The sequence below is a fragment of the Psychrobacter sp. T6-4 genome, from assembly GCF_052258425.1.
In the GTDB taxonomy this organism is placed as follows: Bacteria; Pseudomonadota; Gammaproteobacteria; order Pseudomonadales; family Moraxellaceae; genus Psychrobacter.
In genome coordinates this window covers 36,355-58,712 of record NZ_JBQQEZ010000008.1, presented here as the reverse complement: position 1 = coordinate 58,712, position 22,358 = coordinate 36,355, and the positions used below count along the sequence as shown (strand labels likewise).

Below are 22,358 nucleotides of genomic sequence, written 5' to 3'. Positions count from 1 at the left end.
TGGCTCATAATAGCAAAAATAGCTCTTTAGGCATACCATCTTGCTCTAAGCAAAAACTGACTTGACATAAAAAGCAGCCTAACGCGCAAAGTTACGGAAACTTTGACTATTATCCAGTAACTCGTAACGCTATTATCTAGATAAAGCGCTTAAAACTCGCTAAGATGAAAGGCTAAATGCCTTTGCAAAAAATCTGCTAAATATTAAAAGTTAGGATAGTAAGAAAGCAATTTAAGGGATGACTATTTTAAAGGACTATTATGTTAAACCATTTTGTACAGACCTCTGAGCCATTATCTAGACGGTTATTAAGTAAAAGCGCTTTTTCACTTAGCTTAGCTAGTTTGGCATTTTTTAGTATAAATACGGCTCAATCAGCGCCAAGTAGTATTGAGCAAATCACTATTTATCAAGGCCTAGCAAGCGTGACTCGCGCGCTACCTACTAGTGGAGGCGGCGAGCAGACCCTAGTTTTTTCATGCTTATCACCTTTTATAGATCAAAATAGTCTGAGCGTACAAGCAAGTAGTGGCGTCAATATCGGTGAGATCAGTACCGAGACGCTCAGCGGCGAGCAGGCGGCGCAGTGTCAGTATCAAGCAGATGCCGCTGTCCAGACTAAGCAAAACAGCCTCGCTGAGATTACCGCGGAGCTAGAAGCGGCGCGCTTGGCAAAAGCATATCTTCAAAATCTTACCAAAGTCACTCAGATCAGTACTGATGGTACGCCATCGAGCAACGCACGCGATATCGAGGCTCAAGCGGCAGCAGTCAATAAGAGAATATTAGCCATACAGCAGCGCCAGGCATTGGCGCAAGACGAGCTCAATCAGCTGATGGCTGGCAGCGCAACCTCGACGGGTACGACAGTGACACAAGTAAGCGTGCGCACTGCTAGTCGCACGCCTGCTGCAGTCAAGCTGCACTATCAAGTACGCGGTGCCAGTTGGGAGCCGACCTATCAAGCGCGGCTAAATACCAATACTGAGCAGCTTAATATTACCGCCTCAGCGATTATTGCTCAGCAAACTGGCGAGAACTGGAGCAATGTGCCGCTGACCCTTAGTACCGTCAATCCCAATCAAAACACTACCAGCCGATTGCCGCGTGTTAAGCGCTTGGGGTTATATGATGAGAGCCGAGGTAAAATCGCTAGGAGTGCGGCACCAGTCATGGAGGCTATGCCTGTAGTCGTCTCTGGCGAAGCAGATTATGCGGGTGCTGATCAGCCTAATAGAGCGCCGCTACCGAGCTTTACGGTGAGTAGCCAAAACAAAAACGGTATTATCGAGTACCGTCTGCCGCAGCGCGTAAGTATTCCAAGTGATGGTAGACGCGTGCGCACTGTACTCGATGAGCAATCAGGAGCAAGCAAGCTATGGCTGCGTAGTACGCCAAGTATAGAGACCGCAGCGTACTGGTATGCCTCAGCACCATTTATTACCCCAGCTTGGGTGGATGGCTCATTGCAACTATACCGTGATGACAATTATGTCGGTCAGTCGCGTTATAGCTATCAGACGCTAAAAGAGCAAGGCATTGGTTTTGGAATTAATCCCAATATTCTCGTCAAGGAGATCAAAGACGATGACAAACAAGGCGATAAAGGCGTGTTTAATCGCACCCAGACACTAACCACCACCCAAGCGTATCAGTTTACCAATCAGCATAATAAGGCGCGTCAGCTACAAGTATTGGGCAGCGAGCCTGTCAGCCGCGATGATGATCTCAAGGTCACGGTAACCCATACGCCGCCTGTCACTGAGCGCAATTGGAATGATAATCAAGGTATGGTCGCTTGGGAATTTACGCTACCTAGCAAGCAATCAAAGATTATACAATCGACATCACAAGTGAGCTATCCTGCGGACAAAATATTGACGGGTAATTGATATCTGGTTTTAGCCATTTACGCTTTTATGAATAAAGGATAACTATGTGTATTGTCGCTATCGCTTGGCAGCTATTTGACGATCTGCCTTTGGTTTTACTCTCTAACCGTGATGAGTTTTTGGAGCGCCCGACCACGCCTGTCCATCAGTGGGATGATGCGCCTATATATGCCGGGCGAGATAATAGGAGCGGCGGCACTTGGCTTGGCATTCATCAAAATAAAGATGCTAACGCCATACAACAAAATGGGCGCTGGGCCGCCGTTTTGAACTTTCGTGATGGCGTGCAAGCACGAGAGGATGAGCGCTCGCGCGGTGAGCTGGTGACTGAATTTTTGCGCGGCACTCAAAGTCCGATGGAGTTTGCACGGCAGATTAAGTTGCAAGAGTACGCAGGGTTCAATCTTATCGTCGGGGATGCGCAGCAAGCTGTTGCCGTCAATAATCGTGGTCATGCCCCAACGCCACTGTATGCAGGCTTGCACGTATTATCTAACGGACAGTTTGAGGACAACTGGTTTAAGACCCAAAGGCTACGTGGTCGCTTGCGTCAAGAAGTCTTGCCACTTATCGCTGAGGATAGTCATCCTGACTACTGGCAAGCGGCGGCGTTCAATGTCATGTCCGATGTAACGCCTGCGCCAGTAGGGCAATTACCAGAGACGGGAGTGGCGACAGATATCGAGCAAGCGCTATCCTCTATTTATATAGAGCCTGACAATATCTTGGCACTAACTAATGGCCTCATGCCAAGTTACGGCACGCGGACACAAAGCATCTTAACCTTGCATAATAAGCAGGATGAGTCAAAAATAAAGGCGCAATTGATTAGTCTTGAAACTGATAACCTTACTTCTAGGGTTTAAAGTAGTTCGGGAAATTTACGCTAATACTAATCTTTGTAGGCTGTGGCTTTAGCCCAGCTCAATACTTTGCAAAAGCAAAATGCTGGGCTAAAGCCACAGCCTACGCAAACATTGTCAAATAGTTGATGCTTTTTAGACCTATCACTTTTGATAAAGTTAATCGTAATTTCTAGGTTAGTATAAATTCAACAGACCCTAAACTATAAAATTTTTATTTTAAATAGATAGGTCAACATAAAAAATGCCCGCCATAATATCTGATTGTTTAGATATTACAGCGAGCATTTTTCGTTTGTGCAAGCGCTTATTCCATCAGCAAATGATTGTTCTGCTCAGGAATAATCAGCTCTTGTCTAAGGGGTAATTCGCGTGCTAGCTCCTGAAGCGCACGGCGGTAAACCCCGCGTTTAAAGTGAATCACTTGTCCGAGTGGATACCAGTAGCTGACCCATTGCCAATGGTCAAACTCAGGTTTTCCTTCATCAAAGCGAATGTGTTGTGTATTTGGCTCATCTAAGCGTAGCAAAAACCATTTTTGTTTTTGCCCAATACATAAAGGATGCTGTCCGTGGCGCACGTAGCGCTTGGGTAGACGATAGCGTAACCAATCTTGCGTTACCGCTAATAAATCGACATGACGTGGATGCAGGCCGACCTCTTCCCAAAGCTCACGATACATCGCGTCCATAGGAGTCTCGCCGCGATCGATACCGCCTTGCGGAAACTGCCAAGCGTTGTGACCTATACGTTTTGCCCACAGGACTTGTCCTTGTGTATTTGCCAAGATGATACCGACATTGGCGCGAAAGCCGTCTGCATCTATCATGACTAAACCTTTTAAATGTGATAAAAATAGCTCATTTTAAAAAGTATAATGATAGCCATCATAATTATTATAAGGTGATGGCTGTCTATACTGAGTCAAAATGAGATTCATTACCACCATTAAACCAAGAAACCGACAAAATGTGTAACGCTATTTTGCTATAAAATGTTTCACAAATTTAATCTTTTAAAATCAGTGGTTTACGCGCGATATAAATTTAGAGTTATTCACTCAGTTTCATCATAAAAACAACCAAGTCATCTACTAAAAATCTATCCACTTCTAAAAGCTACTGCTTACTCCAAAATCGATTGAATCATTAACGACATGTGACAATCACGTCATAAAATCTGGTTTTGGCTTGTGCTACACTAACCAAAGTGCAAGTTTAGACTCGCGTAGATAACATTGAGATAGCGATTAATAAAGGACGATAAATAATGTCAGAATCAAAAGCAAGCGTCATATGGCAAGACAACAAAGCCTTTATGGGCGTATCACCATCAGGGCATGACGTACAAATCGACGCCGACAAAGAAAAAGGTGCAAGCCCCATGGAGCTTATACTATTGGGACTTGGTGGCTGTGCCAGTTATGATGTGGTCGCTATTTTACAAAAGTCGCGCCAAGACGTCAGCGATGTCCGCTGCGAGTTGACCGCTCAGCGTGCCCAAACTGTACCTGCTGTTTATACGGCTATTCATATGCATTTTGTGGTCACAGGCAAAGACGTGTCTGACAAACAGATCGAACGCGCTATTAGGCTGTCAAGCGATAAATATTGTTCCGCGAGTCGAATGCTAGTGCAGGGCGGGGTAGATATCACTCACGATTTTGAAAATATCGCAGGTTAGGACAAACCCAATGAACATAATTTTTGGATTGATGTCTGATACTGCAGCTTCTGCAATATGGGCAATGGTGGTAGCTAGCCTGTTGCCTTTAATAATGGCGATAACTGCCAAAGCTTTTGGCGGTTTTAGATTGGCTGATAACGCACATCCGCGCAGATTTTTGCAAGATACGACTGGACCTGCCGCCCGCGCAAATGCCGCCCAGCAAAACAGTTACGAGACATTGCCTGTGTTTTTGGCAGCAGTAATCGTCGCTATGCTGTTCTTTGTACCGCAGTCTATTATCAATGTATTGGCATGGTTATATGTGCTGATACGGGTAGGTTACTGCGTCGCTTATATCACTAATTTGGCGACGTTTCGCTCGGTACTATGGGTGCTATCGATGGTCTGCTCACTAATGCTGTTTTATTTAGCAATTAGGATGAGTACTTAAGAAGTAAGTTGTTAGCACAGAGTGAGGCAAATCTGTTACTAGGTACTCGCTCTTAATGTCTTAAAGTTTTAACGGCTTAAAGTTTTAATGTCTTGTAGTTTTACTGATAACTGCTTTGTTTTATCGCCTCAATGATAGCGTTTTTGTTCTTTTCACGTTTGATACTATTCCATAACGGCTGAGCCTCGCTATAGCCTTTGGTCAGCATACCAAGCCACTGTTTGTAGCGACCAACGAGCACGACATCATTCTTCGCTTGCCCCTGCAAAAATGCAATCTGATGACTGGTTAAATCCTGCCATGCCAGATGAGTATGGTCTGCGTTGTCTTCTTTAACATCAACTTGAGCAACCAGATCGGGACGCGTCACCGCACCGCGACCGAGCATCAAATGATTAGTCCCTGACTGCGTCATACAGTTTTGCGCCTGCGCGCTTGTCCATATCTCACCATTAGCAATGACTGGAATTGATAGCTCATTAAAGCTCTGTATTTTGTCCCAGTAGGCAGGCGGCTTATAGCCTTGAGTTTTGGTACGGGCATGAATGGTTAACCAATTTGCGCCACTAGCGTCGATCGCTCCGCGTATATCATCTATACGACTAGTATCGGTATAGCCGAGACGTATCTTCGCTGATACGGGAATATCAGCAGGCACCGCTTTTCTGACTGCGCTGATAATGTCGTACATGACTTCTGGTTCATCAAGCAGTACTGAGCCGCCGCGATGACTATTGACGGTCTTGGCAGGGCAACCAAAATTAATATCGATAGCTGGCGCGCCAAGCTCGCAAGCGAAAGCGGCGTTTTCTGCCATCAGATTTGCCTCACTACCGAGCAGTTGAATATGAATAGGCGTACCAGCAGTCGTCTTGGCATCCTGATGCAGCTCTGGCACGTATCTATAAAACACATGCGCTGGCAGCAAGTGCTGAGTGACGCGAATAAATTCACTAACGGACCAATCATAAGGACGCCCTAAATCCGTCGCTATCTGAGTTAGAATCTGCCGCATTAAAGGGTCAGTTAGGCCTTCCATTGGGGCTAGAAGGCGGACGGGATTGTTGAAAAGTTTTTGAATATGGTTCGGTTGTACTAGCAATAAGGTCTGCTGATTGTCGTTATTCATCGGTATGTATTCGTTGTTATCTATCGAAAGTATTTATAAGATTGGAAAACTAATGGCCACGTTTTTAACACTACTTTTAAAGTGACCAACGCTGCTTATTTACTCAAAATTACCTTTTTCCCCGACTGCAATCCTAATATCAAATCTTTAATATGATGAATATCTAAATTGGCTTGCGCGCGCGTACAAGCAACATACAACAAGCGCAATTCTTCAGGGCTAATCTTAATGCCGTTAGTGGTGACATCATAATAGAAGTCATCATCGAGCTGAACTTTGCCCCATTCTAGTCCTTTAGCTTTGTGCGCGGTAGAGATGACATAATCAGCATTCTCAATTCGTGTCAGACTATTAACTGCTTGGGTGAGTACATTGGTGCCATGATCATCGACCAGCTTGACTAAGGTTTTGAGATCGCTACCCTCATTGGTTTCTGAGTACTCTTGCACATCCGACCAATTGTAAAAGTAGGCAAGCTCTGGCACTCCATAAGCGGATTTACCATTTTTAAGGTTCTCAGCCGCCTGACAGAACTTTAGCATACGATCAGTATCTGCTTGCAAGGCTACGCGGTGTCCAAGTTTCAGTCCTGTCAGTAGCTGCGCCATGGCAGCTGCATTGGTTCGACAGAGTATCGCGTCCTTTTTACTATGTACTAACCCTTTTTCTGTAGAGGACTGCTTGGCAGGATTACCTTTTAACGGCACGTCCTCTTGCAAGGCTTTGAGCAAAGTATTGGCCACCTCAGCGATAGGTTCACCAAATCGAAACGACTGCGTCAGTAGAGTTTGCGGCAGCGGTAGCTTTTTCATGGCGTTGACTGCGCCGCGCCACTCATATATCTGCTGATGAGCGTCGCCAACATAGATGACCTGCCGTGGTTGCTGGGTCAAAATCCCCATCATTAGTGGATCGGCGTCTTGCGCTTCATCAAACAAGATAAAGTCGGCAGGAATGCTAGGTTTTGAGAGTGCCCAAAGTTTGAGGTAAATGTCATGACCGATACCCGCAGGATGGCGGGCGTCAATCGATTGTAGCCAGCGCTGTTCGACAGCAGGGTAGAGCATCTCACGCAGCTGCTCGGCGTCTGACTCATCAAGCCAACTTGGGAATAGGATATGTCTTGGCGCAGGGTAGCTGGCATGAGTGCTACAAAAATTACTCACCGCATCACTGACAAAACGTGCCAATCTCGCTGGCGTCAAGGTAATGTATTTGTTGACACCGTCCATCTGCCGACGCACTTGCACCGGCTGCAAGCCCAAATCATCGCCCAAGCGTTTGGGCGAGAACCTAGGCAAGGACAATTTGGCGGTGATATCACGCGCTACGTGCCGATACGCCAATGAGTGAAAGGTGCGGCAATCAACGTGACCGGGGAATTTCGCTCGCGCATCGTTAGCGATTGCTTTGTTAAAAGCTAAGTATAAACCGCGCCCGCGCAAGCGCTCCCCGATAAGCTTAAGCGTCGTCGTTTTACCCGCACCTGCATAGGCCACTACTTTAAATGACTTTTGATCCATCGCCATATTAAGTGCATTTAGCTGCTCATCGGTGGGGTCGGTCATATAAGCGGGCATAGATGCAGACATAAAGGTTACCTAAGGTATGAAAGCTTATTTGCTCAAGCTAAAGTATTGGAATATGGGCAAAACAGCAGGGGCAAAAAAAGCCACTGTATTGGCAATGGCTGAGGTGCAATTAAAGGTAAAAATAAGCAAAAGCAAACGGGTGAAAAGCTAAGCTATAGTAGCAGATTGCGCGCCCTACTTTAAGTCAAAAAACCCCTAAATTCACCTACTTATCTAATTTAACGGCTGCTGTCGAATCAGCATTAGGTTCTTTTTTTATCAAAATTTTTGCCAAAAATAGTCCCAGCTCAAACAATAACCACATCGGAAACGCGAGCATTAGCATAGAGACGCCATCAGGTGGCGTGACTACCGCTGCAATCGCAAAACAGCCGACGATGATATAGCGGCGTTTATCTTCTAAGCTGTCAATGGAGACAATACCAGCTAATATCAACAACAAGGTCACTACTGGAATCTCAAAGGTTACGCCAAAGACCATAAATAGCTTTAGAGCAAAGCTTAAATAACTATCGATATCTGTCATTGGCAGCACATTTTGCGGTGCAAACACGATAAAGAATTTGAGCACGCCTTTGAGTACCACAAAATAGGCAAAAGCTACGCCTGCATAGAACAAAACAATAGAAGAAAATAGAACGGGGATAGCGACTTTTTTCTCTTTTTTATACAGTCCTGGGGCGACGAAAGACCAGATTTGATACAAGATATAGGGCATCGCAAAGAACGCGGCGACAAATATGGTCAAGCGTATCGGCGCCATAAAGTTTGAGGTAATGTCAGTTGCGATCATCGTCGAGTTGGCAGGTAGCTGCGCCACTAGCGGATCTGACAAAAAATCATACAGCTCACGGGAGAACCCAACCAGCGCCAAAAAGATAATCAAGATAGCCGCGCAAATCTTTATCAGATGCGCTCGCAGTTCAATCAAATGCTCAGTAATAGGCATATCGGCAAACGCGCCTGACAAGTTACCTGTTGAGGTGAGCTCCTCATCAGTTGCTATTTTTTCTTGGCGACTTTTTTGCCGCTTAAATAGCTTCATCAGTCAGCCTCCGAGATATTTTTAGAGGCGTAGGTATCGTTATTAAAATGAGAGGTTTTGTTCAAATCAACGTGTAATAAGACGTCCGCTTGATAGTTAGGCAAATAGGGTGGGGTAGGCAGTCGCCGCGCCTTATCATAAGCTCCGAGCCGAAACCACATGTTCTCCCACGGACGCGTAATGATAGGTTGAGCGTTTTGTTCGGTGTTATGACTTGCTAGCGCTTCTTGATCTTGCGAGTGGTAGCTGTAATCAGCTTGGTTAGGTACAGACGGCTTGATGTCGTCTGTAACACCGTCATCTACTTCATCGTCTTTGCCGCTCATATCTTTATTCTGTGACGATTCAAACTCTTTCATGCTACCGCGCATCTCTGCCATCTCGCGGCGCATATCCGCTTCTGTCTCACGGATTTTAGCCAGCTCTTTTTGCATCAGTTGCCGCGTTTCAGCCAGATCAAGCTCCGCTTCAATCTCTGATTGCAGCGTTGATATCGTACGGCGCAATTTGCCATACCATTGACCTGCCGTGCGCGCCGCTTGTGGCAATTTTTCTGGCCCCAAAACAATCAAAGCAATCACGCCAAATAAGAGAAGTTCAGAGAATCCAATATCAAACATAGTCGTTAAGCATAGTAATCAAGCATCACAGGTTGAAGGCAAGTGTTAGCACAAGCAAGCCTTTTATACTTTAGGGTTCTTACACTTTGGGGTTCTCGTTATCAGTACTAATAGGAGTCGCCACTTCGTCTACTCTCGTTCCTACATTTGCGCTATCACTCTGTTGCGTGCTGGCGTCATGATCAAGGACACGGTGCTTTTTTTGATGCTCGATATCTTCATCTTTGACCGCTTCTTTGAAGCCTTTGACCGCCCCGCCTAAATCTTTGCCTGCATTTCTAAGTTTGGAGGTGCCAAATACAATCACCACCACGACTAACAAAATAAGCCAATGCGTAATAGAAAAACTGCCCATAGTCGTATCCTTATGTCCTAATAAAACGTGTTTGCATTATAGCATCTAAAGTATTTAGTTATGCTGAGGTTATCATTATCCAGGTTAGCGCGATGCTTTTTCGTCAATACCAGATAAGCCAAAGCGGCGTCCTAGCTCAGAGAGTACAGCCTTGGATTCTATATCGAACCAAGATAGCCCAATCAAAGTATGAAACCAGACATCAGCCACCTCATATACAAGCTCATTATGCGCTTTATCGTATGCTGATGAGTCGAGGCTTTTATCGCAGTGCGCCAAATCTTTGGCAGCGATGATCGCTTCTATCGCTTCTTCCCCAACTTTTTCTAAGATTTTATTTAATCCTTTAGCATGCAGACTGGCAACATAAGAGTGCTCTGCGCTTGCACTTTTACGCTCAGCCAAGACCTGATCTAGTTGCGTTAAGATGGTGTTTTGTTGCAAATTACCATCATCTTTATCATTTGCGACAATTGTTTTAGGGTCAGTAGAATGAGCAGACGTTGTACTATAGATAGCAGCGGGATCTTTGATGACTTTGTCCACGCTTTGCCATTTAGGCTCTGCTCCTGACATATCTAAACGCTGATAAAAACACGACTCGCGCCCCGTATGACAGGCGATACCACCGATCTGGGTGACGCTGAGGACAATGACGTCTGCATCGCAATCTAGGCGAATATCGTGTACGAGCTGCGTATGACCTGAGGTCTCGCCTTTATGCCACAGTTTGGCACGTGAGCGTGAGTAGTACACAGCCGTTTGTGTTTGCGCCGTCAATTGCAATGCCTCAGAGTTCATCCACGCCATCATCAAAATACGTCCTGAGGTGTGATCTTGAGCAATCGCAGGAATTAGGCCTGCGCTATTGAAGGTTATGGCGTCAAGCCAAGCAGGTGAGGTCATAGTCTAAGGTCTTATTATAAACAGCAAAGGGAAGGTGCTAAATGAGCAAAGGTTTGAATAATAGATACTTATTACATTTATCTTTGTCGCTTTAGTATTTTAGAGAAGTTTTACCAAAGTGCAAATGCTAAAGTGTCAAAGGATAGCGAAGATAAGAGTTGTTATTTATAAGTAGGTCAAGATAAGAGGTGCTTTGGTACAAGTGATTGTTTGAGCACATCGTTGATGGTAGTAAGCTTTTGCAAACGGTAATCATAGTTGACAAAATGCTGGCGAGAATTAGCGATCAAGGAGTTATCAGACATACGAGTCACTCGTATGGCTATACTGCCGCCTTCGTCATCTATTTGCTCAATACCCACTTCAAAAAGTAGAGCTTCACGTACTCGTGCACGGCTAATAACGTGTACTTGCAATTTGTCAACGACCAAGCCTTGATTGTTTTCGCTAATCTCTTTAATACCTTTAAAATGCAAAAACTGTTCTCTAGCTTCCACCATCAACGCGGTTAAAGACTCAAGAGTTAGATATTGATTTGTATTGACCTCAATAGCTCGCACATGTAGCAAGGTTTCAAAAACGAATACTCTGCTATCAAATATCAGCGGTTGGCTTGACACCATTTTCTCCTAAGTATGGTTTGAGGTAGGTACTTTTATAAACGGGTACTTATATACAAGCATTTATACAAACAAGGTAGATTTAGTTGCTATTGTAGATACTAAAAAACGATGCTTAAAAAAACAATAATAAGTACAAGCGCATCGTTTTTAATGATAAAAAATTAAGTATACCTGATACAAAGTTTGCACGATGATTAAATATGAATAAAAGCTTAGATTTATCTTGAATTAATCACTCTATACTCTTTCGTTATGACTCTCAAAATTTCTTTGGCAAAACAGCGTACTATCTGCTAAAATAGCGCCTCCCACCTCGAGGCAAATAGCAGTTTAGTGATTATGAATATAATCACTGGGCATTACTCACTATTTGACGACCAGGTTCTAACACAGAAAAAGAGGCACATCATCATGAAAGTTAAGATGAAAACCAGAAGCGGTGCAGCAAAACGCTTCAAAAAAACAGCGAACGGCTTTAAGCGTAAGCAAGCTTTCAAAAGCCATATCTTGACCAAGAAATCACCTAAGCGTATTCGCCAGTTACGTGGTCTTAAGTTGGTAAGCAAATCTGACGAAGCAGCAGTTCGTCGTATGTGCCCCTACATCTAATAGATCTTTGTAACTCGATACAGCTTATTTTATCTTAAAATTCTTGGAGTAATTTATGGCCCGTGTAAAACGTGGTGTACAGGCAAATCGCCGTCACAAAAAAATCTTAAAGCGTGCAAAAGGCTACTACGGTGCCCGTTCACGTGTTTATCGCGTAGCGGTACAGGCAGTGACCAAAGCAGGTCAATATGCTTATCGTGACCGTCGCAACAAAAAACGCTCTTTCCGTCGTCTTTGGATTGCCCGTATCAATGCTGGTGCACGCTTAAACGGTTTAAGCTATAGCCGCTTTATCAATGGCATGAAAAAAGCCAACATCGCAATCGATCGTCGCGTTTTAGCTGACATCGCTATGCATGATGCTGCGACTTTTACAGCCTTGGTCGAAAAAGCAAAAGCGGAACTAGCATAACTATTAGTCTGTCTTTAGAGGCTTATATGCTAAGCATCTATTAGATAAGAGTAATATGCGTTATTAATAAAAGCTACCGCTGGTCGGTGGCTTTTTTTATATCAGATCATCTACTGGGGTAGAGCGTTTGCAAAATTTGCTCAAACCCCTACAATGACTTACCACTAATCATTTGTCTTAATCAGGAATAACACGTCTTATGACTAGCCCTGCTGCCACCCCCGATTTGTCGGCGCTACCGACCCTGTCCCCAGAGCTGAGTGAACTCAATGAGTCTCAGCTTAATGAGTTTGCTAGCGCCGCTGAAGCTTTAGTAGTGCAAGTCACTGATGTGCGTATTTTACAAGATGTGCGCGTACAATTGACGGGCAAAAAAAGCGCGTTAACGGGCTTCTCAAAGCAGATGGGTAAGCTTAGTAGCGACGACAAAAAAACCTACGGCGGCTGGTTGCACGGGGTGCGTAGCCGTATTCAAGAGGCATTGACCAATCAGCAGCAAAAGCTGGAAGTCGCGGCATTAAATGCCAAGCTGGCAAGCGAGAGCATTGATATCACTTTGCCAGCTCGCGGCGCTCAAAAAGGCCATCTGCATCCGGTGACGATGATTACTCAGCGTATGCAGCAGTATTTTGTACAAGCCGGATTCAATGTGGCTACAGGCCCTGAAGTTGAGAGCGATTATTATAACTTTGAAGCACTCAATATTCCCTCGCATCATCCAGCGCGTGCCATGCACGATACGTTTTATTTTGATGCGCACTATCTATTACGTACGCATACCAGTCCGGTGCAAATTCGTACGATGGAGCAGACAGCGCCGCCGATTCGGATTATCTGCCCAGGCCGCGTATACCGCAATGACTCAGACCAAACTCATTCGCCGATGTTCCATCAGTTAGAAGGCCTTATGGTCACCGAGTCAAGTACCTTCGCTGAGCTAAAAGGCTTGATTAGTGAGTTCTTAGAGGCATTTTTTGCTAAAGAATTGACTGTGCGTTTTCGTCCGTCATTCTTCCCATTTACTGAGCCTTCAGCTGAAGTCGATATCTTAGATGATAATGGCAAATGGCTTGAAGTTATGGGCTGCGGCATGGTGCACCCGCAGGTGCTGACCAACTGCGGTATTGATAGCGACAAATATACTGGCTTTGCTTTTGGCATGGGTATTGAGCGCTTTGCCATGTTGTATTACGGCATCGATGATTTGCGCCTATTTTTTCAAAACGATGTACGCTTTTTAAAACAGTTTGGCTAATGTTGATATGACAGGTGCTCCTTGTTTATAAAATAAGGTAATGTGCCAACCTTTAATTCAAAATCTTTATTATAAATTGCAATCCGAGATATTTATGAAAATTAGCGAACAGTGGCTACGTCAGTGGGTAAACCCCAACAATAGCAGTGAGCAATTGGCCGAACAACTCACTATGGCAGGGCTTGAGATTGATGATCGTTTTGCGGTTGCCCGTGCTTTTTCAGGCGTTGTCGTTGGCGAAGTTATCAGTATCCGTCCACATCCTGATGCTGATAAATTGCGCGTCACGCAGGTCAATATTGGCGGTGCTAAGCCGCTACAGATCGTCTGCGGTGCGCCCAATGTCACTGTCGGTATGAAAGCGCCTGTCGCAACCGTTGGTGCCATACTGCCAAGCGATGATGCCAGTAATGGTAAAGCAGGCTTTAAAATTAAAAATGGCAACCTACGTGGTGTCGATTCTAACGGTATGCTATGCGGTGCATCTGAAATTGATTTGGTTAACGATATTGACGGTTTGCTTGAGCTACCGGCTGATGCGCCGATTGGCATGGATATCCGTGAATACTTAGGTTTAGACAATCAAATCTTCGATATCTCTATCACGCCAAACCGCGGTGATTGCTTTAGCGTACGTGGTATTGCACGCGAGATATCAGTCATTAATGACTTGCCTATGCAGCAGCCAGAGATTCCTGCCAATGGCGCATTGACGGATAACGATACTGATCATACTACGCCAGCCGTAACGGTGAGCGCAGTTGAGGCGTGTCCACGCTATCTCTTACAATCAATTAGTAACATTGATCGTAGCATCGATACACCGAAATGGATGACTGATGCGCTCGTACAGTCGGGATTACGCTCGCATAACTTCTTGGTTGATGTGACCAATTATGTATTGATGGAACTCGGTCAACCGCTACATGCGTTTGATGCTGATAAGATAGAAGGCGATATTGTGGTACGTTTAGCACAGCCACAAGAGACGATTACCTTACTCAATGAACAAACCATTACTTTAACCGGTGATGAGCTGCTTATTGCGGATGATAAAGGCGCGCTTGCACTCGCGGGTATCATGGGCGGTCAGCGTAGTAGTGTCACTGATAGCACCACCAATATTATCCTAGAAAGTGCCTTTTTTAATCCATTAGCCATCGCTGCACGCGCGCGCCGTTTTGGTTTGCATACCGATGCCTCACAACGCTTTGAGCGCGGTGTCGATTTTGAATTGCCAGCGCTTGCTTTGGCACGTGCTACTGATTTGATTACCAGTGTCACGGGCTCTCAAGCAGGACACATCGTAAAAGCAGAAAGTAGCGACAACCTGCCAGCACGTGCGCCCATCTCTTTGCCAATTAATAAAGTACGTGATGTCATCGGTATTGAGATTGAGCCTGCGGTCATGGTGCGTATCCTGACCCAATTAGGGTTTGAGGTAGAGCAGCAAGCAGATGCTCTAATCTGCACGCCGCCCTCGTATCGTTTTGATATGAGTATCCGCGAGGATTTAATCGAAGAGATCGCTCGTATCTATGGTTATGATAATATTCCAAGCGTCTTGCCGCACTTACAAGTGAGTATGGATTATGACGATACCGCAGATCTTACGCATGAGATGAAGCTGGCACTCGTTAATAATGGCTACATGGAAGCGATTAGCTTTAGCTTTAGTGATGCAAAATTAGAAGCGGTGCTTGATGATGAAGCATTAGGAGAAGTGTTGGCTCTTGCTAACCCGATCTCTAACGACTTAGCCGTCATGCGCCGTACTTTGCTGTCAAGCTTATTACCTTGTGTTCAATATAATCTCAATCGTCAGCAGCCACGTGTACGTTTTTTTGAGACGGGTTTAAGTTTTGTCGGTCAAAGTGTTAGCGATTTGGTTCAAACGCCAAGTATTGCCCTGGTGGCTGTAGGTGATGTTTGGGATGAGCAAGCGTATCAAAACCGTGCTTTAGACTTTTATGATATCAAATACGATATTGAGCAGTTATTGCCAGCGCAAATTGACAGAGCGCGCATTCGCTATGAGCGCAGTCAGCTATCCTTTTTGCATCCAGGACAAAGCGCTAAGCTGTATATCGATGATAAATACATCGGCTGGATAGGCCAGATACATCCCAATACCGCAAAGCAGCTAGATCTACCTGCGACTTGGGTCGCGCAATTGTCACTAGCACCGTTATTGACACTTGCTCGGGAGCAACATGCCATTGATACCCCTAGCAAATTTCCGCAGATACGACGCGATATCGCTATTTTGGTAGATAGCGATATCAGTTTACAAACACTAGAGTCAACGATACGCGGCGCTGCAGGTGAGCTATTGAGTGATATGTGGCTGTTTGATGTCTATCAAGGTGACAAAGTACCAGCAAATCAGCGCTCACTCGCTTTTGCTTTAATATGGCAAGATAGCATACAAACGTTATCTGATGAGGACGTAAAAACGACGACTGACAAAGTTGTGCAAGCGCTCACTGAGCAGCACGCTGTCCAGCTACGCGATAGTTAAGAGTCAACTATCCGTTTTAATCATCAAAAATAGCTAACTATTTATTAATAAAGGATTTTATTAAAAAGCCAACTAAAATCCTTTATAATAGTAGGTAATAGACAATATTTTGACCACCCCATTAGCGCTAACATAGGAGCTATATTGTGAGTACCCTGACAAAATCTGACATGATTGAGCATTTGATGAGTCATATGAACCTAACACGTCAAGAAGGGCGCTGCTTAGTAGAGAATTTCTTTGATGAGCTGGCTGACAACTTAATTGAGGGACGTGAAGTCAAGCTCTCAGGCTTTGGCAATTTTGAGCTAAAAGACAAAAACAGTCGACCAGGGCGCAATCCTAAGACAGGAGAGCCTGTTGCTGTCTCAGCCCGCCGAGTAGTTACCTTTAAGACAGGGCAAAAATTTCGTCAAAAAGTCGATGAGCATTTACTCGAAGTCTAGTCATCCTTCAACTTATAGCGTTGTTTTACAATATTAGTACTCTGCGCACACCTTCTATCATACTCTTTTGACCTCTCATACTTATAAAAGTAGCCTACATTAAGTCTTTAGTGTAGGTTGCTTTTTTTTATGCTACTTTAATAATAATTATAATTATTCATTTTAAGTTTGTTTTAAAGCTATTAAATCTTGTAGTTTGATTTAAATACAATAGCTATTTGTCTTTATGGTTTTAAATTTAAAATTCGCCTTTGGCTAATGAACGCCTGAGACACAAAAGTTGGCACGTATTGTGCTCTGTAGTTTACAGTTTAGTTTAAACAGCGTTTTGATATAAAAACGCTGCTCTTAACATTGATATTGGATGTATAAAATGAAATATGGTGATGTTTTTCAAAAAAGTGAAATAGGTCGCGATGAAATCAAAAATCATAGCATAGGGGTATTGCCGCGAGAGGCTAGAACTTTGCTGATTATGATTGATGGCAAAAGAACCTATCAAAACTACTTAGATACTTTAGATCAAAGCAAAATGTTTGCAAGTTTTGGCGGAGTAACCCCATTATTTGAGCTACTTTTGGAGTTTGATTGTATCGAAGTTGCTGGCGCCGCAAAAAATGCAGCGTCTACTGGCGTACAAGAAGTCTCAAGACCTTCTCCTATTGCTAGACCAAATATACAAAATAGCGAAGCTGAGTTTGAGCGAACGTTTAATACTCAAAATCCAGATGATCTGACCGCTATAGGCAATGTGCCTAAGCCTAAAGCGTTAGATGCCAATTATGATATGTTGAAATCAGATTTAGCTACCTATATCGAAAAAAACGCGCCGCCACAAGAAGCTTGGGGTTATCTGTTGAATTTAGAGCAATGCGATGATACCGCGCAATTGATGGCTTTAGCTCAAGAAATCAAAAGCTCAAGTAGTGAAAAATTAGCACGAGGTATGGATGATTTTATCAAAAAAATGAGACGCTAATTATTAGGCAAAAGTCCTGGCATCTAAATTGCAGTTATGTGTGACGCTGCTGTAACACCCAAACAAATATGATCGAATGAACTGGAGTACTTTATGGAATTGGCTGAGCTTTCACAAGCGCAAAACGCACAAAGGCTACACGGTGAGCACATTATTTTGCGCCTCACTTATATTAGTCGCTACAACAATCATAACGAAAATGGTGAGGTGACGCGTATTTTAGCGCAAGCACAGCAGAATAATGAGCGCAATGGTATTACGGGCGCATTGGTTTTTAATCACAATTATTTTTTGCAAAGTATTGAAGGCTCAAGACCCGTAATCAATGAATTATTGAGAAAATTGGTCAAAGATGATCGTCATTTTTCGTTGCAGATCATTGAATGCTCCGAGGTTGAACAACGACGCTGGAATAAGTGGTCGATGAAATACCTCATTCCAAGTGATGAAAATAAAAGCTTAGCGCTCAAATATTCTACAGGAACGCAGTTTAATCCGTATCTGATGAGCACTAATCAAATTATGTTATTGATCGATACATTATCAGCACTTGATGAACAAGAACAAGAGGCGCTAAATGCACCGAAAAAGAAAAAATCTTGGTTCTCAATCAGCTAACTAAATTTTATAATCTATAAGAGGACAACCCATGGCTCAATCTACTTCAGATGCTCATATTCTGGTGAGCATGACTTATGCTAGCCGCGCAAATCCTGATGTCTCAGCTAAAGACTTCAACGAGATATTGCAGCAAGCGCAGCAAAATAATGCTGCTAATGGTATCACTGGTATGCTTATCTTTAATAAGAATTACTTTTTGCAGACTATTGAGGGACCAAGAGCGCAGATCAATCGGTTGCTGTATAGTTTGATGGCAGATCAACGCCACCATGATTTGCAAGTTCTTGAAACTCATGAGCTCAAACATAGAGAGTGGGCCCAGTGGTCAATGAACTATGCATCACCTACGCAAGACAATGCTGCTATTTATCTCAAGTACTCAACGACTATAGATTTTAATCCGTATCTTTTGAGTGCAGAGGCTGCAAGTGATCTGATGCGTGATCTTAATGCGCAAAAAGTTTAAAAACATTCAGGCATAAAAAAAGAGAGCTTTCGCTCTCTTTTTTCGTAGTTATCATTGCAACAATTAGCAATAACGACTATTACTCAACAACAACAACTTCGTCAGAAGCAGCAACGGCTGGATCAGTTTCGCTAGCGACGTCCATGCTAGTAGTCGTACCGTCTACAGGTACTTCAGCATCCATCTCGTCAGTAGCAGTAGCAGCTTGAGCTTCAGCGATGTCAGCTTCAGCAGCGACAACAGCAGCTTCAGCATCAGCAGGTACAACTTCGCCATCAGCAGCAGCTTCGTTTAGCTCTTCTTGAGCGTCTTGTACTTCTTCTTGTGCGTCAGATAAATCTTCAGCAGCGTTTTCAGTATTGCTATCACAAGCAGTTAAGCCCATAGCAGCAGTCATAACACCAGCAAGTGCAAGTAATTTAAGGTTCATAGGGTATTCTCCAAAAAAATGAAATGTTTAATAGCAACAATAAAAAGTTGAATATTCGAAATATCGAATATCAACTACTCTTAGTTGCAGCTACTCAGCTTTCACGCATTCTATATCTTTTCTATCTAAATAGGAATAGGCTTTACAATTAAGTAACAATAAAATAAGTGGTAATATTTGCTACTTACTGCCTATACTATTAAAGGCTTATCGGCTCATATTAAGCAAGTGAGTTTCTACGAAAGTGAAATAATATATTGATTTGATTTGTTGTATGATCTACTACTATTAACCTCTGTGCTATAAGTATAAAAAACATCAAATAATAATATTAGCGACTGTAGTATAAAAAGTTATCAATTGACAGTTGCCCCTCTCTTTTATTTAAGGACACAATTATGAAATGGCAAAATAGGCGTGGCAGCTCAAATGTTCGCAGTAGTCGCGGCGGCGGCAAAATGATAGGCGGCGGTATAGGAGGTATTATTATCGCTGGAATCTTATGGCTAGTATTTGGGGTCAATCCTATGACTGCGCTACAAACGGGTCAAGTAGTCACAGGTGGCGGTAATAGCACCTCTACTGAACCTGCGACAAGTACCGACCGAGATACTCAGTTTGTCAAAGTAGTATTAGCAGATACAGAAGCCGTTTGGCATCAGATATTTAACGAGGCGGGTAGTACCTACAAAGAGCCTTCGCTAACCCTATTTGAAGGTCAAGTAAGCTCAGCTTGCGGTAGTGCCACCTCAGCCACAGGGCCCTTTTATTGTCCAGGGGATCAAACTATCTATCTAGATACCTCGTTTTTTGTAGAGATGCGTCGCAATTTAGGTATCAGTGGCGATCAGCAAGGTTCAGGGGATACTGATAACCAAGGTAAAGCGGGCGACTTTGCGCAAGCTTATGTCATCTCGCATGAGGTGGGTCACCATGTGCAGACGCTTTTGGGTATCTCGCAACAAGTCAATGAGGCTCGCCGTCAGGTCACAACAGCACAGGCCAATCAGTTATCTGTACTACAAGAGCTACAAGCCGACTGCTTCGCTGGCGTTTGGGCCAATCGTAATCAGCAGCGCGTACAGTTTTTGGAGCCAGGGGACATTGACGAGGCTATGAATGCAGCCAGTCAAATCGGTGATGATCGCCTAGCACAAGCGAGTGGCGGGGCAGTAGTTCCTGATAACTTCACTCATGGCAGCAGTCAACAGCGGGTTAGCTGGTTTACTCGTGGTCTTGAGTCGGGCAATATTCAATCTTGTGATACCTTTAGTGGTGGACTATAGCGCAATCATTATTATCTCTACTATTGGTCTCTCTATAGATGTTATCCATAAAAAAGCCTGCAATATATTGCAGGCTTTTTGTAGTTATTTACATACTAATCATTTAAACATTAAGTGTTTAAATCTTAGTTGTTATCAAGAATATAACCACCAGCTCCGCCAATAGCTGCGCCAGCTAGTGCGCCGCGAGCGATATCTTTGCTATCGCCTTTGCTTCTGATAAGAGCACCAGCCGCCGCGCCAGCAGTCGCACCTTTAGCGGTGTTGCTTGCATTACCAAAAGGACCTGAGTTACAGCCCGTCATAACGAGTGCTGAGCTGACCATTGCTGTCATTGCCATAGATTTAGCGAATTTCATACCATTACCTCTCAAAGTGTCAAAATTAAAGTACAAAGCTTATTATGATAGTAAGCTTGTATTCACTATAGCCAATAGTAGCTGCTAACCTTCTATTTAGTCGTAGTAAAAACGCTACTCTTTGCTAATAGGCTGTAAGTGTTGTTTCCAGTATGTGTCGCATGCAGGTAGCCTAAACTTAAAAAAAGGACTGCAGCAAACAATCCTTTTTAGTTACGCTTTGATGCATAGACGTAGCCACTTAGCTTTGTGGTTTACGCTTCATCTTGTCAAAGAACTCATCGTTGGTTTTGACTTCTTTTAGGCGATCTAATAAGAACTCAGTCGCTTGCACGCCGTCCATAGGTTGGAGTAGTTTGCGTAATATCCAAACCTTGCGCAGCATGTCCTCATCCATCAAGCGCTCTTCGCGGCGGGTGCCTGATTTTTTGATATTAATCGCTGGGAAGACACGTTTTTCAGCCAAATCACGCTCAAGGGTAATCTCTTGGTTACCCGTACCCTTAAACTCCTCAAAGATAACGCTGTCCATCTTGCTACCCGTATCGATAAGTGCAGTTGAGATGATAGTCAAGCTGCCGCCTTCTTCGATATTTCGCGCTGCACCAAAAAAGCGTTTTGGGCGCTCAAGCGCATTGGCATCAAGACCACCAGTGAGCACTTTGCCTGATGACGGAATAACGGTGTTATAAGCGCGGGCCAGACGAGTAATCGAATCGAGCAAAATGACTACGTCTTGTTTGTGCTCAACCAAGCGTTTGGCTTTTTCGATGACCATATCAGCGACTTGAACGTGGCGCTGTGGCGGCTCATCAAAGGTCGACGCCACAACTTCACCGCGTACTGTACGCTCCATCTCTGTCACTTCCTCTGGACGTTCATCGATTAAGAGTACGATCAAATAGCATTCAGGATTGTTGCGCGTGATGGATTGGGCGATAGATTGTAACAGTACCGTTTTACCCGCTTTTGGTGGGGCGACGATAATAGAGCGCTGACCTTTACCAATAGGGGCGATTAGATCAATCATACGACCGGTCAGATCTTCGGTAGTACCATTGCCAAGCTCAAGCTTGAGCTGCTCGGTTGGAAATAGTGGGGTCAAATTCTCAAAGATAAGCTTGTGACGTGAGCGATCTGGAGTATCAAAGTTGATTTCGCCGACTTTTAATAAGGCAAAATAACGCTCAGAATCCTTTGGTGGACGAATAGTACCTGCGATACTATCACCAGTCTTTAGACTGAATCTGCGGATCTGGCTAGGGCTGACATAAATATCATCAGGTCCTGCCAAATAAGAGCCCTCAGAGGAGCGCAAAAAGCCAAAACCGTCTGGAAGCACTTCTAAAACGCCATCACCATAAATGGCTTCGCCGTTTCTAGCATGAGTCTTTAAGATAGCAAAGATAATGTCTTGTTTGCGGCTACGCGCCATATTATCAAGACCCATCTCTTTGGCGATAGCCAACAGCTCGGCGATTGATTTTTTCTTTAATTCAGTTAAATTCATAGAGAGGTCATTAGCAGTTTATCGAGCGGGAGGGCCAGATGTGGCGTAGTCCGCAAAGTTGATTAAAGCAAGAGTAGTATAGCGATATCATGCACAAAATAAGCGTTTTGGGCTATAGCATGTAAGAAGTATTAGAGTACAGCGTATAAAAGCTAGGCAATAGAAAATAGATGAGAGTCTATAGCAGAGCTCAATTGTCGTCGTAGGCATTATTTTGTATTGATTGCTGGTCATAAAGACAGCGGTGTTTTGTGGTAACAACACGAAGAGAATAACGATAAGGAACCTAGAAAAACGGCTGCGTTTCTCTTGTCAGCAGA

Annotated in this window: 25 protein-coding genes; 14 read left to right on the top strand and 11 right to left on the bottom strand. The window is 44.0% G+C overall.

Annotated elements, in window-relative coordinates:
* The first annotated feature begins 260 nt into the window (after positions 1 to 260).
* Positions 261 to 1,892 (top strand): DUF4139 domain-containing protein, encoded by a 1,632-nt coding sequence (locus ACTXGE_RS07255; protein WP_443542747.1) that lies wholly within the window; start codon positions 261 to 263, stop codon positions 1,890 to 1,892.
* 44 nt (positions 1,893 to 1,936) lie between these two features.
* The gene (locus ACTXGE_RS07250) at positions 1,937 to 2,758 is read left to right on the top strand and encodes an NRDE family protein (protein WP_443542748.1); all 822 of its coding nucleotides are present in this window, start codon (positions 1,937 to 1,939) and stop codon (positions 2,756 to 2,758) included.
* Positions 2,759 to 3,062: 304 nt separating this feature from the next.
* Here ACTXGE_RS07250 and ACTXGE_RS07245 read toward each other — a convergent pair whose 3' ends face one another.
* On the bottom strand, positions 3,063 to 3,584 hold the full coding sequence (locus ACTXGE_RS07245) for an RNA pyrophosphohydrolase (RefSeq protein WP_317200062.1): 522 nt from the start codon (positions 3,582 to 3,584) through the stop codon (positions 3,063 to 3,065).
* A gap of 440 nt (positions 3,585 to 4,024) precedes the next feature.
* Here ACTXGE_RS07245 and ACTXGE_RS07240 point away from each other — a divergent pair, with 440 nt between their 5' ends.
* Complete coding sequence (locus ACTXGE_RS07240; protein WP_443542750.1) at positions 4,025 to 4,438, top strand: OsmC family protein; 414 nt, start codon at positions 4,025 to 4,027, stop codon at positions 4,436 to 4,438.
* Positions 4,439 to 4,448: 10 nt separating this feature from the next.
* Entirely contained in the window at positions 4,449 to 4,874 is a 426-nt protein-coding gene (locus tag ACTXGE_RS07235; RefSeq protein ID WP_443542751.1) for an MAPEG family protein, read from the top strand.
* 100 nt (positions 4,875 to 4,974) lie between these two features.
* On the opposite strand, the gene ACTXGE_RS07230 is transcribed toward ACTXGE_RS07235, so the two are convergent.
* Complete coding sequence (locus tag ACTXGE_RS07230) at positions 4,975 to 6,003, bottom strand: tRNA dihydrouridine synthase (protein WP_443542752.1); 1,029 nt, start codon at positions 6,001 to 6,003, stop codon at positions 4,975 to 4,977.
* 95 nt (positions 6,004 to 6,098) lie between these two features.
* Positions 6,099 to 7,595, bottom strand: coding sequence for a UvrD-helicase domain-containing protein (locus tag ACTXGE_RS07225; protein ID WP_443542754.1), 1,497 nt, complete (start codon positions 7,593 to 7,595; stop codon positions 6,099 to 6,101).
* 16 nt (positions 7,596 to 7,611) lie between these two features.
* On the opposite strand from ACTXGE_RS07225, the gene ACTXGE_RS07220 reads away from it, so the two are divergent.
* Positions 7,612 to 7,746 (top strand): hypothetical protein, encoded by a 135-nt coding sequence (locus ACTXGE_RS07220; protein WP_435949794.1) that lies wholly within the window; start codon positions 7,612 to 7,614, stop codon positions 7,744 to 7,746.
* 54 nt (positions 7,747 to 7,800) lie between these two features.
* On the opposite strand, the gene tatC is transcribed toward ACTXGE_RS07220, so the two are convergent.
* The 5 genes from tatC to ACTXGE_RS07195 all read right to left on the bottom strand — a co-directional run bounded on the left by tatC (position 7,801) and on the right by ACTXGE_RS07195 (position 11,144).
* On the bottom strand, positions 7,801 to 8,640 hold the full coding sequence (gene tatC, locus ACTXGE_RS07215) for a twin-arginine translocase subunit TatC (protein ID WP_435949793.1): 840 nt from the start codon (positions 8,638 to 8,640) through the stop codon (positions 7,801 to 7,803).
* Positions 8,640 to 9,260, bottom strand: coding sequence for a Sec-independent protein translocase protein TatB (tatB, locus tag ACTXGE_RS07210; RefSeq protein ID WP_435949792.1), 621 nt, complete (start codon positions 9,258 to 9,260; stop codon positions 8,640 to 8,642). The genes tatC and tatB overlap by 1 nt, the downstream gene beginning before the upstream one ends.
* Before the next feature lie 79 nt (positions 9,261 to 9,339).
* Positions 9,340 to 9,615: a Sec-independent protein translocase subunit TatA gene (gene tatA / locus ACTXGE_RS07205; RefSeq protein WP_317200070.1), complete on the bottom strand. Its 276-nt coding sequence runs from the start codon at positions 9,613 to 9,615 to the stop codon at positions 9,340 to 9,342.
* A gap of 84 nt (positions 9,616 to 9,699) precedes the next feature.
* Positions 9,700 to 10,521 carry a bifunctional phosphoribosyl-AMP cyclohydrolase/phosphoribosyl-ATP diphosphatase HisIE gene (gene hisIE, locus ACTXGE_RS07200; RefSeq protein WP_443542756.1) on the bottom strand — a complete coding sequence of 274 codons (822 nt, stop codon included), beginning with the start codon at positions 10,519 to 10,521 and terminating at the stop codon, positions 9,700 to 9,702.
* Between the two features lie 176 nt (positions 10,522 to 10,697).
* The gene (locus tag ACTXGE_RS07195; RefSeq protein ID WP_443542758.1) at positions 10,698 to 11,144 is read right to left on the bottom strand and encodes a thioesterase family protein; all 447 of its coding nucleotides are present in this window, start codon (positions 11,142 to 11,144) and stop codon (positions 10,698 to 10,700) included.
* A gap of 411 nt (positions 11,145 to 11,555) precedes the next feature.
* Between ACTXGE_RS07195 and rpmI the strand changes: the two genes are divergently transcribed.
* From rpmI to ACTXGE_RS07155, 8 genes are all read left to right on the top strand, one after another.
* Entirely contained in the window at positions 11,556 to 11,753 is a 198-nt protein-coding gene (gene rpmI, locus ACTXGE_RS07190) for a 50S ribosomal protein L35 (RefSeq protein ID WP_317200073.1), read from the top strand.
* Between the two features lie 55 nt (positions 11,754 to 11,808).
* Positions 11,809 to 12,165 carry a 50S ribosomal protein L20 gene (rplT, locus tag ACTXGE_RS07185; RefSeq protein ID WP_317200074.1) on the top strand — a complete coding sequence of 119 codons (357 nt, stop codon included), beginning with the start codon at positions 11,809 to 11,811 and terminating at the stop codon, positions 12,163 to 12,165.
* Positions 12,166 to 12,364: 199 nt separating this feature from the next.
* Positions 12,365 to 13,420 carry a phenylalanine--tRNA ligase subunit alpha gene (gene pheS / locus ACTXGE_RS07180; RefSeq protein ID WP_443542760.1) on the top strand — a complete coding sequence of 352 codons (1,056 nt, stop codon included), beginning with the start codon at positions 12,365 to 12,367 and terminating at the stop codon, positions 13,418 to 13,420.
* Between the two features lie 94 nt (positions 13,421 to 13,514).
* On the top strand, positions 13,515 to 15,941 hold the full coding sequence (gene pheT / locus ACTXGE_RS07175; protein WP_443542761.1) for a phenylalanine--tRNA ligase subunit beta: 2,427 nt from the start codon (positions 13,515 to 13,517) through the stop codon (positions 15,939 to 15,941).
* Positions 15,942 to 16,087: 146 nt separating this feature from the next.
* Complete coding sequence (locus tag ACTXGE_RS07170) at positions 16,088 to 16,387, top strand: integration host factor subunit alpha (protein ID WP_435949788.1); 300 nt, start codon at positions 16,088 to 16,090, stop codon at positions 16,385 to 16,387.
* 373 nt (positions 16,388 to 16,760) lie between these two features.
* Entirely contained in the window at positions 16,761 to 17,366 is a 606-nt protein-coding gene (locus tag ACTXGE_RS07165; protein WP_443542763.1) for a hypothetical protein, read from the top strand.
* 93 nt (positions 17,367 to 17,459) lie between these two features.
* A complete protein-coding gene (locus ACTXGE_RS07160; RefSeq protein WP_317200079.1) occupies positions 17,460 to 17,984 on the top strand; it encodes a BLUF domain-containing protein in 525 nt (174 codons plus the stop codon).
* Between the two features lie 31 nt (positions 17,985 to 18,015).
* Positions 18,016 to 18,453 carry a BLUF domain-containing protein gene (locus ACTXGE_RS07155; protein WP_435949786.1) on the top strand — a complete coding sequence of 146 codons (438 nt, stop codon included), beginning with the start codon at positions 18,016 to 18,018 and terminating at the stop codon, positions 18,451 to 18,453.
* Positions 18,454 to 18,532: 79 nt separating this feature from the next.
* Here the strand turns inward: ACTXGE_RS07155 and ACTXGE_RS07150 are convergent, their stop codons facing one another.
* Positions 18,533 to 18,883 carry a hypothetical protein gene (locus ACTXGE_RS07150; protein WP_435949785.1) on the bottom strand — a complete coding sequence of 117 codons (351 nt, stop codon included), beginning with the start codon at positions 18,881 to 18,883 and terminating at the stop codon, positions 18,533 to 18,535.
* 398 nt (positions 18,884 to 19,281) lie between these two features.
* Between ACTXGE_RS07150 and ypfJ the strand changes: the two genes are divergently transcribed.
* Positions 19,282 to 20,169 carry a KPN_02809 family neutral zinc metallopeptidase gene (gene ypfJ / locus ACTXGE_RS07145; RefSeq protein WP_317200082.1) on the top strand — a complete coding sequence of 296 codons (888 nt, stop codon included), beginning with the start codon at positions 19,282 to 19,284 and terminating at the stop codon, positions 20,167 to 20,169.
* Between the two features lie 125 nt (positions 20,170 to 20,294).
* On the opposite strand, the gene ACTXGE_RS07140 is transcribed toward ypfJ, so the two are convergent.
* Positions 20,295 to 20,528: a hypothetical protein gene (locus ACTXGE_RS07140; protein WP_317200083.1), complete on the bottom strand. Its 234-nt coding sequence runs from the start codon at positions 20,526 to 20,528 to the stop codon at positions 20,295 to 20,297.
* A gap of 241 nt (positions 20,529 to 20,769) precedes the next feature.
* Positions 20,770 to 22,038, bottom strand: coding sequence for a transcription termination factor Rho (gene rho / locus ACTXGE_RS07135; protein ID WP_317200084.1), 1,269 nt, complete (start codon positions 22,036 to 22,038; stop codon positions 20,770 to 20,772).
* Between the last annotated feature and the right edge of the window lie 320 nt (positions 22,039 to 22,358).